The organism is Kocuria gwangalliensis, from assembly GCF_039544365.1.
In the GTDB taxonomy this organism is placed as follows: Bacteria; Actinomycetota; Actinomycetes; order Actinomycetales; family Micrococcaceae; genus Kocuria; species Kocuria gwangalliensis.
In genome coordinates this window covers 24415-37385 of the sequence record NZ_BAABLN010000070.1, presented here as the reverse complement: position 1 = coordinate 37385, position 12971 = coordinate 24415, and the positions used below count along the sequence as shown (strand labels likewise).

At 65.1% G+C, this 12971-nt stretch carries 12 protein-coding genes and 1 pseudogene; 8 read left to right on the top strand and 5 right to left on the bottom strand.

Features of this window, described 5'->3' with window-relative positions; genetic code table 11:
* Positions 1–233, top strand: a 233-nt coding sequence (locus ABEA06_RS14100; RefSeq protein WP_345311915.1) for a rhodanese-like domain-containing protein, incomplete at its 5' end; no start/stop codon positions are given.
* Between the two features lie 246 nt (positions 234–479).
* Positions 480–2366, top strand: coding sequence for an FAD-binding monooxygenase (locus tag ABEA06_RS14095; RefSeq protein ID WP_345311914.1), 1887 nt, complete (start codon positions 480–482; stop codon positions 2364–2366).
* 79 nt (positions 2367–2445) lie between these two features.
* Here ABEA06_RS14095 and ABEA06_RS14090 read toward each other — a convergent pair whose 3' ends face one another.
* On the bottom strand, positions 2446–3459 hold the full coding sequence (locus tag ABEA06_RS14090; RefSeq protein WP_345311913.1) for an NAD(P)H-dependent flavin oxidoreductase: 1014 nt from the start codon (positions 3457–3459) through the stop codon (positions 2446–2448).
* A gap of 22 nt (positions 3460–3481) precedes the next feature.
* On the opposite strand from ABEA06_RS14090, the gene ABEA06_RS14085 reads away from it, so the two are divergent.
* The 4 genes and pseudogenes from ABEA06_RS14085 to ABEA06_RS14070 form a co-directional block, all read left to right on the top strand.
* Positions 3482–3970 carry an NUDIX hydrolase gene (locus ABEA06_RS14085; protein WP_345311912.1) on the top strand — a complete coding sequence of 163 codons (489 nt, stop codon included), beginning with the start codon at positions 3482–3484 and terminating at the stop codon, positions 3968–3970.
* A gap of 76 nt (positions 3971–4046) precedes the next feature.
* On the top strand, positions 4047–4697 hold the full coding sequence (locus tag ABEA06_RS14080) for a maleylpyruvate isomerase family mycothiol-dependent enzyme (RefSeq protein WP_345311911.1): 651 nt from the start codon (positions 4047–4049) through the stop codon (positions 4695–4697).
* Positions 4698–4856: 159 nt separating this feature from the next.
* Positions 4857–5804: a formamidase gene (locus tag ABEA06_RS14075; RefSeq protein WP_345311910.1), complete on the top strand. Its 948-nt coding sequence runs from the start codon at positions 4857–4859 to the stop codon at positions 5802–5804.
* Positions 5805–6238: 434 nt separating this feature from the next.
* Positions 6239–7690 (top strand): annotated as a pseudogene (locus ABEA06_RS14070) (amidase family protein); the annotation flags it as partial.
* Positions 7691–7750: 60 nt separating this feature from the next.
* Here ABEA06_RS14070 and surE read toward each other — a convergent pair.
* Together surE and ABEA06_RS14060 are read right to left on the bottom strand one after the other, a co-directional pair.
* The gene (gene surE, locus ABEA06_RS14065; protein WP_303383211.1) at positions 7751–8599 is read right to left on the bottom strand and encodes a 5'/3'-nucleotidase SurE; all 849 of its coding nucleotides are present in this window, start codon (positions 8597–8599) and stop codon (positions 7751–7753) included.
* Positions 8600–8647: 48 nt separating this feature from the next.
* Positions 8648–9610 carry a 1-phosphofructokinase family hexose kinase gene (locus ABEA06_RS14060; protein WP_303383212.1) on the bottom strand — a complete coding sequence of 321 codons (963 nt, stop codon included), beginning with the start codon at positions 9608–9610 and terminating at the stop codon, positions 8648–8650.
* Positions 9611–9672: 62 nt separating this feature from the next.
* Here ABEA06_RS14060 and ABEA06_RS14055 point away from each other — a divergent pair, with 62 nt between their 5' ends.
* Positions 9673–10152 carry a GNAT family N-acetyltransferase gene (locus ABEA06_RS14055; RefSeq protein ID WP_303383213.1) on the top strand — a complete coding sequence of 160 codons (480 nt, stop codon included), beginning with the start codon at positions 9673–9675 and terminating at the stop codon, positions 10150–10152.
* Here the strand turns inward: ABEA06_RS14055 and ABEA06_RS14050 are convergent.
* Positions 10149–10568 carry a ChaB family protein gene (locus ABEA06_RS14050; protein ID WP_345311909.1) on the bottom strand — a complete coding sequence of 140 codons (420 nt, stop codon included), beginning with the start codon at positions 10566–10568 and terminating at the stop codon, positions 10149–10151. The genes ABEA06_RS14055 and ABEA06_RS14050 overlap by 4 nt on opposite strands.
* Before the next feature lie 106 nt (positions 10569–10674).
* Here ABEA06_RS14050 and ABEA06_RS14045 point away from each other — a divergent pair, with 106 nt between their 5' ends.
* Positions 10675–11883, top strand: coding sequence for an NAD(P)/FAD-dependent oxidoreductase (locus ABEA06_RS14045; protein WP_345311908.1), 1209 nt, complete (start codon positions 10675–10677; stop codon positions 11881–11883).
* An 87-nt stretch (positions 11884–11970) separates the two neighbouring features.
* Here ABEA06_RS14045 and ABEA06_RS14040 read toward each other — a convergent pair whose 3' ends face one another.
* Complete coding sequence (locus tag ABEA06_RS14040) at positions 11971–12969, bottom strand: phosphatidate cytidylyltransferase (protein WP_345311907.1); 999 nt, start codon at positions 12967–12969, stop codon at positions 11971–11973.
* Positions 12970–12971 lie beyond the last annotated feature (2 nt).

Sequence of the window (12971 nt, the reverse complement as noted above, 5' to 3'; positions counted from 1 at the left end):
CTCGTCGGGGTACTTCCGTGGTGCGACCATGCCGCCCATCCTTCCGGGTTAACGATGTCTCCATTAAACCCGGGGCGATTCAGTTCTGCCGCCATGGCTACTCGTCGTCCCTGGCCGCATGGAACCTCCGCCAGCTGGGGCTCTCCCGCGCCACCGACATGGTTGGTGGCTACGACGCATGGGTGGAAGCCGGGCTGCCCACCACCACCGATCCGGCTGACGAACGGCCCTGAACGCCACTTCGTCGAGACCCACAGCCAAACGCACATCAGCCCGCCCGCTGAGCAGACCCACAGAAACAGTCCGAAAAACTATTACACTCATGTACTAGTTTGTAGTAACGTGGATCACGATTCGGATGCGACTTAGTGTGCATTCCTGAGACGCCGGCCACATCCAGCCGGGTCCCCTCACCTGAACTTCAACCAGCAGAGCCGCACGCAGCGACGCGCGCCGTCACGTACCTCGAGGAGCAAGGCATGCAGTTTCACCAGTACGGATATGTTTCCGAGGACCCGCGGATTGCAACGCCCCAGGGCTACGGAATCGACCGTCCCGAAGACCTCCCCGATGAAATGGACGTCCTGATCGTTGGCACCGGCCCCGCCGGCGTGATCGCCGCAGCCCAGTTGACCCAGTACCCCAACGTGAATACGCGCATCATTGAGCGCCGCCCCGGTCGCCTGCAGATCGGTCAGGCGGACGGTATCCAGGCCCGCAGCGTGGAGACGTTCCAGTCCTTCGGTTTCGCCGAGCGCATCACCCAGGAGGCCTTCCACCTGACCGAGATGTGCTTCTGGAACCCGGATCCCGAAAATCCGGAGAACATCGTGCGCACGGGTCGTCCCGCGGATGACCCGTACGGCGTCTCCGAATTCCCGCACCTGATCGTGAACCAGGCACGCGTGCTCGACTACTTCTTGGAAGCCGCCGCTGACGGGCCCGCCAAGATCAAACCCAACTACGGTATCGAGTTCGGCGGCCTGCAGGTCGATCAGGATGCGGAGTACCCCGTGTCCGTCACGGTCCGCTACGTCGCCGGCGAGCGCGAGGGCGAAGAGCGCACCATTCGCGCCAAGCACGTCTTTGGTTGCGACGGCGCCGGCTCGGGTGTGCGCAAGGCCATCGGTCGCAAGCTCGAGGGCAAGGGCGCCAACCACGCATGGGGCGTGATGGACGTTCTGGCCAACACAGACTTCCCGGATATCCGCACCAAGTGCGCGATCAACTCCCGCAACGGCTCAATCCTTTTGATCCCCCGCGAGGGCGGTTTCTTGTTCCGCATGTACGTGGACTTGGGCGAAGTGGCCGCGGACGACAACCGCAAGGTGCGCCAAACCCCGGTCGAGGAGATCATCAGGCGCGCCAACCAAATCATCAACCCCTACAGCGTGGATGTGAAGTCCGTGGCGTGGTCTTCGGTCTACGAGGTGGGCCACCGACTGACGGACCATTTCGACGACGTCGACACCGAGGACCGCGGCACTCGCGTACCCCGCGTGTTCATCGCCGGCGATGCCTGCCACACGCACTCCGCCAAGGCCGGCCAGGGCATGAACGTGTCCATGCAGGATGGTTGGAACCTGGGGTGGAAGCTGGGCGCCGTGCTGTCCGGGCGCGCCAGCGAGTCGTTGCTGGACACTTACTCCGAGGAACGTCAGGTGATCGCCAAGAACCTGATCGACTTCGATCGCGAGTGGTCCACGCTGATGGCCACCCCGCAGGACAAGTTGCCGGACCCCTCCTACCTGGAGGATTTCTACGTCAAGACGTCCGAGTTCCCGGCCGGGTTCATGACCGAGTACCAGCCATCCCTGATCACCGCGGGCGCCGAGCACCAGGACCTGGCCGCCGGCTACCCCGTGGGCAAGCGCTTCAAGTCCGCCCGCGTGATGCGTGTGTGCGATGCCAACCCTCTGCACCAGGGCCACCAGGCAACGGCTGATGGCCGCTGGCGCATCCACGTCTACGCAGACCGCGCGGCAGCGGGTGAGGAATCGGCGACGTCGCGCTTTGCCGAGTGGTTGCAGAACGATCCCGAGTCCCCGCTGGTCGCCTACCGTCGCGAGGGCGACGACGCCGCCACCCTCTTCGACGTGGACGTCACCTACCAGCAGCAGTACACGGAGATGGATGTCACCCGGGTACCCCAGGCCTTCCGCCCGCAGATCGGCCCGCTGGAGCTGAACTACTGGGAGCGCGTTTACGCCACGCTGCCGGACGAGGACATTTACGAGGAGCGTCAGATCAGCCGTGACGGTGCCGTGGTGGTGGTCCGCCCGGACCACTACGTTGCCGCGGTACTCCCCCTGGACGCCACCGACGAACTGAGCTCCTTCTTCGAGGGCGTGCTGACCGCGAAGTAAGCCATCTCCTTTGGCGACAACGAGGGCCCGCCGATTCGTGCGCGTACGAATCGGCGGGCCCTCCCACGCTACGGAATATTTACAGGCTCCGGAACTCCGCCACGATCTCCGCGGCCGGTCGCTGCCGGCAGGCTGCGAATCCCGTGCCCGCCCACAAATTCAGGCCTTCCGGATTGTCCGCCGACGCCGCTCGCAACGGGGCCGTCATGTAATGCACCTGCGGATAACCGGCCACTTGGTTCGCGGTCATCCGTTCGGTGAACCGGTTGCTCAGCGCCCGCGCCGCACGACCCGAGAACGCCCGGGTGACCACGGTGTCCCGGTACTGACCGCTCACCAGGGCATCCATGTGCGCTTCCTTGGTTCCGGCCTCATCCACCGTGAGGAACAACGTGCCCACTTGCACGAAAGAAGCGCCGGCGTCCATAAGGTTCCGAGCAACAGCGGCACTGCTCACCCCGCCGGCCGCGATCACGGGCTTGTCCGTGTACTCACGCGCCGAGCTCACCAGTTCATGCGTGGTGTTTTCGGCCGGTTCCTTTGCCTGCCCGTGGGTGGCTCGGTGGCCTCCCGCTTCGATCCCCTGCACCACGATCGCGTCCGGGTTCAGGGCGTCCGCGGCGCTGATCTCCTCCGGATCCGTGGCGTTGAGGACTATCTCGGTGCCCACGGAGCGCAACCGAGCGACGTCGTCGGCGGTGGGCAGACCGAACGTGAACGAAACGAGCGGGACCGGGTTGGCCACGAGGTAATCGAGCTTGGCGGCGTAGTGGTCGTCGTTGAACGGGCCCGGCTCCGGCGCCGCCACCCCGAGTTCCGCTGCCATGGGGGCGAGCGCTGCGGCGTATGCGGCGAGCGCCCCGGGATCGGAGGGGTCCGCCTCGGGGACGAACACGTTCACGCCGAAGATCAAGGTGCCGGCGCGGACGTCGTCGATCTCGGCGGCCATCGCCTCGACCGTCTTATAGCCCGCGGCCAGCATGCCCAGTCCGCCGGCCTGAGACACCGCGACGGCGAGCGCCGCGGTGGACGGCCCGCCCGCCATGGGGGCCTGGATCAACGGAACGGTGAGGGCCCCGAGCGTGCTGGTCACGGTGTCTCCCTAAAATGGTCGGGTGTCTGAATCCAACCCTGCCATTGACCGGTTGCGTACGCCATCGGTTACGCCCGACGACGCCGCTCGCGACCTCGCAGCCGATCGTCCCATCATCAAGGTGACCGGTGTGGTGCTGCGCCGCGCGAACGGTGATGTACTGACCGTGCGCAAACGCAACACCGGGATGTTCATGTTCCCCGGTGGCAAACCCGAGGCGGGTGAGACTCCCCTGGATACCGCGATCCGCGAGGTGGAAGAGGAACTGGGCCTGATTCTGGCCCCGGAAGATTTGGTTCCCGTGGGTGAATGGATGACCGATGCCGCCAACGAACCCGGCCATGGGTTGCACAGTCATGTGTTCCTGGGGCTGAATCTACTGGCCGAGACACCCGTGCCGGCACGTGAGATTGCCGAGTTGCGCTGGCAGCCAGTGGACGGCGTGGAAGACGTTGCGGACCTCGCTCCCCTGGCTCGGTGGTATGCGATTCCGGCGGTGCGGGCGCTGTAAGCCTTGGGTGTTAGCCCTCTTGCGGGAAACACCTGTCTGGGTTTGACTCTTCTCAACGGCGAAAGGCTCAATCTCCATGGCCACATCCCAAAATGATCACCTGTGGGCGCTGATGCACGCCGAGCGTGCGGCGCTGGCCGATGACCTCGCAACGCTGACTCCCGAGCAATGGCGACACAGCACTCTGTGCGGAAAGTGGAACGTCGAGGACGTCGTTGCTCACCTGATCGCAGCGGCCAGCATGAACCAATTACGTTGGCTGCGCAGCATGATCGGCGCCCGATTCCGAGTGGATATGCATAACCAGCGGCGCGTGGCGGAGTTTCGAGGGCGGACCCCGGAAGAGACGCTCGGCCGTTTCCGCCAGATTATCGACAGCACTACCTCGCCCTCCGGGCACGTTCCCGCGTATCTCGGTGAGGTGGTCGTGCATTCGCAGGACATTCGGCAGCCCTTGAGGCTCTCGCGGACACCGAGTGCGGAGGCATTGATCCCGGTGGCGGAGTTCTTCGCCTCACGGGACTTCGCGGTCAACAGCCACCGGTTGGTGAAGGGGTTGTGTTTACGAGCCGCCGACGGGCCGTTTGTCGTGGGCGCCGGGCCAATGGTCAGCGGTTCTTTACTTGCACTGGACATGACCATGGCCGGCCGGGCGGTGTATCTGGATCAGCTGGAGGGTCCGGGGGTTCCACTACTACGCTCGCGTATAGAGACCATGGGCGTCTAGAGCTGCGCCTCTGAGTTTTCGTCAGCGGTTAGACCAGTAGATAGATCGCCGCAGGTGTGTGCCCATGCAATAAAGCCTAGGTGCTGTCTCTTCCCACGGTGCTGAGGGTGCATTTCGCTCATAAGTTCAGATGGGTCAGGCTGGCCCATCGGATGGTGCGTGACTGCCGAGAGGATCGCCGGCATGGTGAAGGGCGCCAAGGCCGGCCTACCTACGATGGACCTGGTGGTCTTCCCCGAGTACAGCCTCAACGGGTTGAACCCCAAGGTCTGGGCTCGGGATGAAATGCTCTGCGACCTGGACGGCCCGGAGGTGGAAATCCTGCGCGGCGCATGCGCCGATAGTTCCGTCTGGGGATGTTTTTCACTCATGGAACGCAGCCCCAACGGTGCTCCTTACAACAGCGGCATCATCGTCGATGCCGCTGGCGAGATTGTTCTGTACTACCGGAAGATGCACCCGATGGTGCCGTTGGAGCCCTGGGAACCCGGGGACCTCGGCATCCCCGTGTGCGATGGGCCTGCCGGGTCCAAGCTGGCCCTGATCATCTGCCACGACGGGATGCTGCCGGAGATGGCTCGGGAGGCGGCTTACAAGGGTGCCAACGTCATCCTGCGCACGGCCGGCTACACCGACCCCATACGCCACGCGTGGCGGATCACGAACCAGGTCAATCCCTTCACCAACGTGGCTTACACTGCTTCGGTCGCCCTGACCGGGGCGGACGCGACCGGTATCTGGTCCATCGGCGAGGCCATGATCTGCGACGTCGACGGCGCCGTCCTGGAGCACGGGGACAACTCACCGGATCGTGTGGTGACCGGCGAGGTGATCCCGGCCCGCGCCGAACAGGCCCGCAGGAGCTGGGGTGTGGAGAACAACATCTACCAGTTGGGGCATCGCGGATACGTCGCCGTGCGCGGCGGGGCCCGGGACTGCCCGTACACCTACATGACCGACCTCGCCGCCGAACGCTATCGGGTGCCGTGGGAGGACGAGGTCGAGATCACCGACGGCACCTCCGTGGGATACGGCTCGCCCCGTGAGCCCGGAAGCACCACGGAGACAGACCGAACTGAAGCTCCCCGCCAGACGACCGGCGGGTAAGAAACGGCACCTGGTTCCACCCACTACGGGCTGGCTTGTTTTCAGATTCTCGGCCACCGACAGCAAGGCGATGATCCCCGGGAAACCGAGGTCAGACTTGATGGCACCGGACCCGGCGAGGCTTTCGCATTGTTGCGCGTGATTTTTAGCCGAGGCCGAAGCAGCCGCGCCTCGGGATATGAACGTGGTCGACACATTGATTCATGGTAAGTACTGAATCCAGTGTCTTACTGTCTCATTGAGCTATTGATCTGGCCATGTGGCAACTGCTTTACTGACTAGATCTTCAGCAGTGAAGTGATGTGCCTCACAGAGCGCGCGTCCATTTGCCCAGCAAGCAGTGGTTCCTGGTGCCATACCCACCGGTTGGTGTCGGCCGGTACAGGGAATCATTCATGCCTCGGCACTAAACACCAGGTCATAGGAGATCCACGATGACGACAACCGATCCCACACCGACCATGTCGGAGCCCGGCGCTGACTCCACCGATCAACTGTGGCGCTGGAGTGCGACCGAGATGGCTCAGGCCGTGGCCGGGGGGCTGGTCTCCAGTCGCGAGGTCGTGGAGAGCTGCCTGGGGCGGATTGACGAGGTCAACCCGCAGCTCAATGCTCTGGTGGAGGTGCGGCCCGAAGAGGCACTGTCCCTGGCTGATGAGGCAGACCGCCGGCGTTCCGCCGGTGAAGAGCTCGGCCCTCTCCATGGTGTGCCGGTGTCGATCAAGGTGAATTCCGACCAGGCCGGTTACGCCACGACCCAGGGCGTGTCCGCCTTCCAGGACGCCATGGCCAACAAGGACAGCCCTCATGTGGCGAGCCTGCGTCGTGCCGGGGCCGTGCTGATGGGCCGGAGTAATTCCCCGGCCTTCGCCTATCGCTGGTTCACCAACAACGACCTGCACGGGCGCACCCTCAACCCGTGGGACTCCTCCCGCACCCCGGGCGGGTCCAGCGGCGGGGCGAGCTCGGCCGTGGCCTCCGGGATGGTGCCGATTGCCGGCGGCAATGACATCGGTGGGTCGGTGCGTTACCCCGCCTACGCCTGCGGCGTGGTGGGCTTGCGGCCCACCGTCGGGAGGGTGGCCCAGACCTACCACCCTGACGACGTCGACGCGTCACTGTCCGTGCAGACCATGCTCGTTCAGGGCCCGCTGGCCCGCAGTGTCGCCGACATCCGGCTGACGATGAGGGCGCTCAATGACTTCAGTCACCGCGACCCCGCGTTCGTCCCCGGTGCCCGTGCTGCCGTCCGCCCCGCCCGGCCCCTGCGGGTGGGGCTCGTCCGGGACCTCGGTGTTGCCGCCCCCACCGCGGAGGTGAATGCTTCTCTGGACCAGGCAGCCGACTATCTGCGCGATGTGGGCTACGTGGTGGAGGAGATCGAGCTGCCAGTTCTGGTTGAGGCCTACCGGCTGTGGTATCTGCTCTGCATGGAGGAGTTCCGCCTGGCCATGCCGATGGTCAATGAGGTCGGGGACCAGGGCATGCAGAAGGCCGCGGAGCATTACTACGCCGTGGCCGCCGAGTGGTGGGGGGAAAAACCGACGCTTGAGCAGTTCATCACCGGTTACGCCCGGCGGGGCACGCTGATCCGCCAGCTCGGGGAGATCCTCGAGTCCTACCCGCTCATCGTCATGCCGGTGTCGTCCGAGCAGGCCTTCGAGCAGGACGCGGACATCGCCAGTGTCGAGAGCATGCGCCGGCTCATGGCCGCGCAGGCATCGATGATGGCGATCCCCGTCCTCGGTTTCCCGGCCATGTCGGTGCCCACCGGGGTTGCCAGCGGCCTGCCGACGGGGGTGCAGTTGCTCGGGCGGCGTTTCGACGAGGAAACGCTGCTCGAAGCGGCCACCGTCATCGAGACACGCGCCGGGACGTTACTCCAATCGACCCCCGCTGAGGGGAATGACGGTCATCTACACAACCCATGCCCGCCGCGAGGGTCGCTAGGTTTTCCGCATCACCGTGGCGGCATCCACGGCGATGTCCTCCTGCGAGGCCGCGGCACCCGACGTGGCGGGCGGGGTGATCCCCAACTCATCCAAACCAATGGTGCGCAATTGCGCGTTCGTATCGTTCACCGGTGCCCGCAGCAGGGTGGCCGTGGCCCAGCCGTGAGTCAACAAGTAGTGGTCGCTGTCCGGTTCTTCCCGCCCGGTCTCGGCGCTGTAGGTAACGGCAATGTGCGTGTCGTCGCCGCGGTGGATCTGCGCCTGCACCGCACCGAAGGAGGCCAGATCGGCAGGCTTGAGACCGCGAAGCCGGTCGGGAGCGACGTCGGGAACATTGATGTTCAAGATCCTGCCGTCGAATGCGCGCGATTCCCACCGTTCCAGCGCGAACTTGGTGACCAGCAGCGCCGTCTCCCAGTGCTGCGGTTTGCCGGACGTGATCGAGACCGCGATTCCCGGAATTCCGTGCGACGCCGCCGTCAAGGCAGCGCCCACCGTGCCCGAATGCAATGTAGCTTTACCGGTGTTCGCGCCCAGGTTCACGCCCGAGAGCACCATGTCCGGCACCTCGCCGAACGCGCCGTAGGCGGCCAGAAACGCGATCAGGGCCGGTGCCGCTTTCACCCCCACACACTCGACGCCCGCGGGCATGTTGGGCGGATGAGCGTCAACGAGCGCGATCTTGCCGTCGACCTCCTCCCCGGACAAGGATGCACTGGCACCCGAGTACTCCTCGGCGGGCGCGGCTACCTTGACCCGGTGCCCGCGGTCCAGGGCGGCCTGGGCGAGAACCGCTAGACCCGCGGATGCAACGCCGTCGTCGTTGGTCACAAGGATGCGCATGGCCCCATGCTTCCACGCCGCCCGCTCGCTCACCAGAGCCGAACGTGTTTAGGACAGTTTCCGAACGGTGATCTGCCGCGCGAACTTCTCGATGGTCGTGCGATTGCCCGTGCCCAAACCCCGCCGCGCCACATTGAGTGCGCCGGCGGAGGCGCCCAGAGCCACGGCGTCCACCAGGTCGAGGCCGCGGGCGAGGCCCACCGAAATTCCGGCGGTCATGGAATCCCCCGCGCCCCGATGATCCAGCGGCGTGATCGACGGCGCCGACACCTCGCGCACCGAATCCTTCTCGATCAGCAGGGCCGGGTCCTTCGCGCGAGAGATGACGACGGCGCCCGCCCCACGTTCCAGCAGCATCTTGCCGGCCTCGGTGAGAGACTCGGCGGTCTCGTCCTCGACGAGCTCGAGGTCCATGATTTCCTCGTGACTGATCTTGAGGACGTTCACGCCGGCGGCGACACTGGCCAGTGCGGGCTTCCCACTCAGGTCAGCAACCACCGGGGTTCCGGCATCGCGCGTATCGCGAATGAGGCGACCGAAGAACGACGGCGGGAGCACGTCCGCTGGCTCCGCACCCGTGACCACCAGGACATCGGACGCCAAGGCATCCACGAACGCTGTGCCGTACAGATCGTCCAGCTCGTGACGGGAAAGCTCAGGTGGCGGCATATGCGCCCGGGTCTCCCGATCGTCACCGCGCAGGTCGTACACGTAGCCGCCATTGCCATAGCCGTAGCGGACGGCATTGACCTGCATGCCCATCCCGTCCAGCATGGTGCGGATCAGCGAACCCAGCTCACCGCCGAACGGGCCGTTGATCGCAACCTCTGCCCCCAACGAACCGGCCATCCGCGCAACCCACAGGCCCTGTCCGCCCGGATGCAGATGCACATCCGACTCGTGTTCACTGCGGTTGCGATGAGCAGCGGGCTCGGTCATTTCCACCACCAGCAGCGGGGTGGGAACCAAAATCGATACGCGGGGCTTGTTCCCGGTGGGCGTCGGAGTCATGGCCGAAAACTACTACGAGTTAGGCCCTGGTGAACAGTTGACTGAGGTGCCACCATGGGGGAATGAACACCACCGCCCCGGTACGCATCCTGGAAGGCCAAGCCGCCAGCGATCACACGCAGAAAGTGCTGACCGCGTACTTCAGCGAACTCGATCATCGCATCGACGGCGGCTTCGACCCTGACCTCACCGAAACCAGCTCACCCGAGCAGGTCACCCCGCCCCACGGCGACTTCTTCCTGATGACCGAACTGATCTCCGGGGAGGTCATCGCGTGCGGTGCCGTCCGCAAACTGGACGACTCCACCGTGGAACTCCGGCGGATCTGGGTCACCCCCGATCACCGCGGCAAGGGCCACGCCCGCACTCTCGTCCGTTCGCTGGAGAACAAGGTTCGTGCGCTGGGTGCCCACACCGCCGTGGTCTCCCTCAACGAAGAAATGACCGAGGGCATAGCCATGTTCCGCAAACGCGGTTACGAACCCGTGGAGCCCTTCCACGAGAACACCACGGCCACCGTGTTCTTGGGGCGAAAACTTTAACCGCGGGCTTCTTTGGTCTTCTTCCGGTTGGCCTTGTCGATGGCGTCGACCAGTTCATCCTTGGTCATGTCCGACCGTCCCGTGATGTCCAATTCCTGGGCGATGCCGTGGAGGTGTTTCTTGCTGGCCTTGGCGTCGACGCCGCCCGCGGATTTCTCCTCGTTCAGACCACCTTTTTCGGCGCGCTCGTCCGAGGGCCCGTTCTCGTCCTTGGGCTCCCAGTGGTCGCCCACCTTCTCGTGGGTGTGCTTGACGGCTGACCACGCGGTGCGAGCAGCGCGCGATGAGCTGTCGTACTCGTCCTTGGCGGAGTCGTAGGTCTGCGCAAACGTGTCCTGGGCCTTCTCGTCCGAACGGCGCAGGGTGGACGGGATCTCGTCCTGAATGGCGCGGCCGTCCTTGTTTGCCTTGGGCATGATCAACGTCCTCTCACGAGACACCTCATCAATGGCGTGCTCACGATTCTAGGCCCGGCAAGCTCTCCCGTACATGGTGGAGCGTGGTCGGTGTAGTGTCCCTCACATGGTCACCCAGTCGCTCCCAGGCCCTCCCACCCACGCCCGAATTCTCGTCGCGGGGGGCGGCAATGGGGGGATCGCGCTGGCCGCGAGATTGCATCGACTGGGTGAGGACGACATCGTCATTGTCGAGCCCCGCGCGGAACACCACTACAGACCGTTACTGTCCTACGTCGGAGCGGGTCTGGCCTCCATTGACTCCGCACGCAGGCCCCAGGGGCGGGTCATGCCGTCCGGGTGCGTCTGGGTGCGTGACGCCATCGCCGGCGTGGACCCGGAAGCCTCGCAGGTAGTACTCGCCAGTGGGGCCACGATCGGTTACGACCATCTGGTGGTCGCCGCCGGATCCCGCCCGGACTGGGACGCCATCGACGGCTCGGCCGAGGCGATGCACACCCAGAATGCATCCACCAACTACTTGTTCGATCTCGCACCGAAGACCTGGCGTCTGGTTCAGGGGATGCGTTCCGGGACAGCGGTGTTCACCATGCCCGACGACAGCTGCCCCTGTGCGGGCGCATCCCAGAAAATTCTTTACATGGCGTGCGACCTGTGGCGCAGCCGCGGTGTGCTCGAGGACATCCGCGTGGTCGCCGTGGTGCCGACCGACACGGTGTTCGGCGTGCCCGGCGTGGACGAGGAGCTCGATCGTAAGATCGACGAATACGGGATCGAACTACGCACCCGCACCCGCATCCAGTCCCTGCACCGGGACACCGGCACCGCGGTCCTGGACAACGACGGTGTGCTCGAGGAACTTGATTACGACTTTCTCCACCTCACGCCACCGCACGCCGCACCGCGGTGGGTCGCAGCCTCCGGTCTCTCGTCGGTAACGGCACGGGGTTTCGTGGACGTGGATCCCGAGACGTTGCAGCACCGCCGGTACCCGAACGTGTGGGCGGTGGGTGACATCGCCGCCACCCCGGGATCCAGCTCGGGCGGTGCCCTGCGCAAACAGACGCCCGTCGTGGCCAAGAACATCCGGTCCGCACTCAACGACAAAGCTCCACGAGCTCGCTACAACGGTTACACGGTCAGTCCCTTCACCGTTTCCCGCAGCACGTTGGTCCTCGCGGAGTTCGCCCCCGACGGCACCCCGATGCCCAGCACCAGACTCTTCGAACTTCGCAAGGAGCGGGCCCTCACCTTCCTCCTCGACCGGTGGTTGCTGCCGCAGATCTATTGGCATCGCATCCTGCGCGGCAAGTGAAGCTGCTGTAAACCCGGGGCCGGACCCGGCGTGCGTATTGTCCGGCACTCGGCAGCGCAGGCAGCCTCCGTCATGGCGGTCGGGCCACTAGCCGCTGAAGAAGAACCGCGTCATGTGGAAGAACACCGGCGCGGCGAAGATCAGGGAGTCCATGCGGTCCAGGATGCCGCCGTGACCGGGGATGATCGCGCCGAAGTCCTTGATCCCGCGGTCGCGTTTGAGGCTGCTCATCACCAGGCCGCCCACAAAACCCATGAGGCAGGCAATTAGCGACAGCAGCGCGGCCTGCCACGGGGTGAACGGGGTCAGCCACCACAGGGCGGCACCCAGTGCGGTGGCTGAGAGCACTCCCCCGATGAAGCCCTCCCACGTCTTGTTGGGGCTCACGTTGGGCGCGATTTTGTGGCGGCCCAGTGTCTTGCCCCACAGGTACTGCAGCACGTCCGAGCCCTGCACCACCACGCACACGAACAGCAGGAGCGCACCGCCGGCCACACCGCCCGAGCCCACCGGAGATCCGTCCGCGGCGGACTTACCCTCGTTGAAGGCCACCGGCAGTTGCAGGATCGCGGGCAGATGACTCAGTGCGTACACGCACACCATGAGCCCCCATTGGCTCAGGGCTGCGCGGTGCAGGAAATGATCCGTTCGACCGGACAGGGCCAGCAACACGGGCAGGAACAGGAACGCGTACACCGGAATGAAGATCGCAAACATTCCATACCAGTGCTGCCACATGAACCAGTAGTGCAGTGGGGTCAGCACGGCCATGATCCAGATCAGCGCGCGGCCGTCCTGCTCGCCGGCCGGCACCAGCGCCATGAATTCCCGCAGCGCCACGAGCGAGAGCAGCATGAACAGCACGAGCAGCACGGTTTCCCCGAGCGCCAAGCTGACGGCGAGGACTCCCACCATGATCCACCACGCGAAAATCCGCCGTCTCACGTTGCTCAGGGTGTTCCGCAGACCCTCCTTGGTGGCGCGTCGGAACATGATTTCCGCGACCACCGTGGCCGCCGCCAGGAACACGCCCACGCCGATCAGCAGCCGGATCGACTGCGGGCCGATCAGCCCGATCTCGGTCATGG

Bases quoted from the DNA above. Each gene is read 5' to 3' on its own strand.
- ABEA06_RS14040 (WP_345311907.1), bottom strand. From the start codon at position 12,969: ATGACCGAGATCGGGCTGATCGGCCCGCAGTCGATCCGGCTGCTGATC.
- surE (WP_303383211.1), bottom strand. From the start codon at position 8,599: ATGCGCATCCTTGTGACCAACGACGACGGCGTTGCATCCGCGGGTCTA.
- ABEA06_RS14080 (WP_345311911.1), top strand. From the start codon at position 4,047: ATGGCCACATCCCAAAATGATCACCTGTGGGCGCTGATGCACGCCGAG.
- ABEA06_RS14050 (WP_345311909.1), bottom strand. From the start codon at position 10,568: ATGCCCAAGGCAAACAAGGACGGCCGCGCCATTCAGGACGAGATCCCG.
- ABEA06_RS14060 (WP_303383212.1), bottom strand. From the start codon at position 9,610: ATGACTCCGACGCCCACCGGGAACAAGCCCCGCGTATCGATTTTGGTT.
- ABEA06_RS14095 (WP_345311914.1), top strand. From the start codon at position 480: ATGCAGTTTCACCAGTACGGATATGTTTCCGAGGACCCGCGGATTGCA.
- ABEA06_RS14055 (WP_303383213.1), top strand. From the start codon at position 9,673: ATGAACACCACCGCCCCGGTACGCATCCTGGAAGGCCAAGCCGCCAGC.
- ABEA06_RS14045 (WP_345311908.1), top strand. From the start codon at position 10,675: ATGGTCACCCAGTCGCTCCCAGGCCCTCCCACCCACGCCCGAATTCTC.